The sequence below is a fragment of the Actinomadura sp. BRA 177 genome, from assembly GCF_013372625.1.
Classification (GTDB): domain Bacteria; phylum Actinomycetota; class Actinomycetes; order Streptosporangiales; family Streptosporangiaceae; genus Spirillospora.
The window spans coordinates 1-1,780 of the sequence record NZ_JABXFD010000114.1 but is presented as its reverse complement, the minus strand read 5'-3'; the positions used below and the strand labels follow the sequence as shown (position 1 = coordinate 1,780).

Here is a 1,780-nt window from a genome sequence, read left to right as displayed (position 1 = left end):
GTGCGGGGGGTCAGTGGGCGGGTGGGGCGGTTCGGATGAGTTTTGGCATCGCTTTTGCGCAGTCGGTCCACCAGGTCTGCGGGTCCGGGTGTGCGGGCTTTGCCTCGATGGCCGCCGGGCAGCCGGGGCAGGCGGTCTCGGCCCAGGCGAGCCGCACGCGCGCGGTCGTCTTCGTTCGTTCCTGGGCGGCGCCCCAGAAGCGCATGACGTCGTCCTCGCCCACGTGTCTCTCTGCGGGGGTGTCGTGTGTTCCTCCGCCGGTTCTTGCGAGGCAGGCTGTTTGTTCGGCGAACAGTTGCCAGGCCAGGGCTCGGACGAGGTTGGCGGCCGTGAGCATGCTTGCGTAGGGGACGCGGCGTGTCGTTATCTCGGGGAGGCCGAAACGGTGCAGGCCCGCCGTCTCGGCTCTGGCCCGGGTCGCGTCCTCCGGTTCAAGGGTGATGTAGACCGGCGCCCGGTCGGTGCCGAGGACGAACGTGTCCGGTTCGGTGGGCGGGGCGTCCTCGGGCGGGAGGATCTGGCCCGTGTCCAGGTCGGCGACCGTGCCGCGGACGGCCGCGGCCAGGGTGCGGGCGGCGAGGCGGGTCGCCTGCGCGGTGCGGGGCAGGTCGGCGGGGTGGGTTGTCGTGGTGACGGTGATGTGGCGGGCCGCTCCGAATACGTCGCGGAGACGGTCCGGGGATCCGGTCAGCCGGTGCAGGCGCTCTTTGAGGTCTGCGGTGACCTCGGTCACCGGCTCGATCGTCAGCCGCGACGTTGCCAGCAGCCCCGCGGCGGCCCGCCCCAGCCCGCGCTCGCCGAGCGCGTCCCGCAGATACCGCGGTCCCGGGACGGTCCGCGCGCCGGTCGCGACCAGAAAGCGCGCGCTCACCGCCTCGGGCGCCGTCAGGACGAACCGCTCCCCCATGCCAGCCTCCCCGATCGCGTCGCGCCCCGGTGCGGGCCGCGCACGACCACACTTTCCGCGGCGGAGCCGCCTCCGCGCGGAAACGCCGACTTGTGGACAACGCCGCCTGACCCGCGGGGCGGTCAGGGGAGGACGGTCACGGGGGCCTGGTATTCGAGGGATTCTCGTTCGGTGCGGAAGCCCAACTCTTCGTTCACGGCGATCATGTGGGCATTGTCGCCCGAATTGTCCGTTTCTATTTCGCGGACGTCGGGGCGTTCGGTGGTGAGCCAGGCGAGCATCGCGGCCTTCACCCAGATGCCGATGCGCCGGCCGCGGTGTTCGGGGACGACCGCCGTGTCGTACTGGGCGGCGCGGCCGGCGGAGTCGTGCGGGACGACGATCTCGGTGAAGCCCGCGATCGTGGCGCCGTGCAACGCGGCGACCGTGTACAGGGCGTCGCCGCGCTTGGCAACGACCTCGGCCATCTCGCGGACGCGGTGCGCGTCCCACATTGTGCCCTCGTACTCGGCGAAGTCGGCCATGGCGTGCTTCGCGCGGGCCAGTGCGGAGGCGTGCTCGTCCGGGACGGCGCCCTGCCAGTGGACGAGGTCGTAGCCGGCCGGCGCCTTGGCGAGGAGGTCCGAAATGCGCTCCGGGGGGACGTCCTGCAGGCGCAGCAGCATGCCGCGCAGGGTGAGGACGCACTCGAAGCCCTGCGACTCCAGGAACGGGACGGCGGGGGTGCCCGCGAGAACCTGTGCGATCACGCTGATGCGGCCGTCGGCGCGCAGGCCCTCGGCGGCGGCGGTGAGGAGGCGGCGGCCGAGTCCGCGGCGGCGGTGGCCGGGACGCACCTGGACGTCGATCTCCCCCGGACGCCCGGTGCCGGGC

The 1,780-nt window shown here is 72.9% G+C and carries 2 protein-coding genes; both read right to left on the bottom strand.

The genetic code is table 11. The features are described 5' to 3' along the window. Window positions 1-10: 10 nt before the first annotated feature. The gene (locus HUX53_RS03150; RefSeq protein WP_176401664.1) at window positions 11-907 is read right to left on the bottom strand and encodes a hypothetical protein; all 897 of its coding nucleotides are present in this window, start codon (window positions 905-907) and stop codon (window positions 11-13) included. A 122-nt stretch (window positions 908-1,029) separates the two neighbouring features. Then, the coding region (locus HUX53_RS03145; protein ID WP_176401663.1) for a GNAT family N-acetyltransferase at window positions 1,030-1,780 on the bottom strand (751 nt) is incomplete at its 5' end.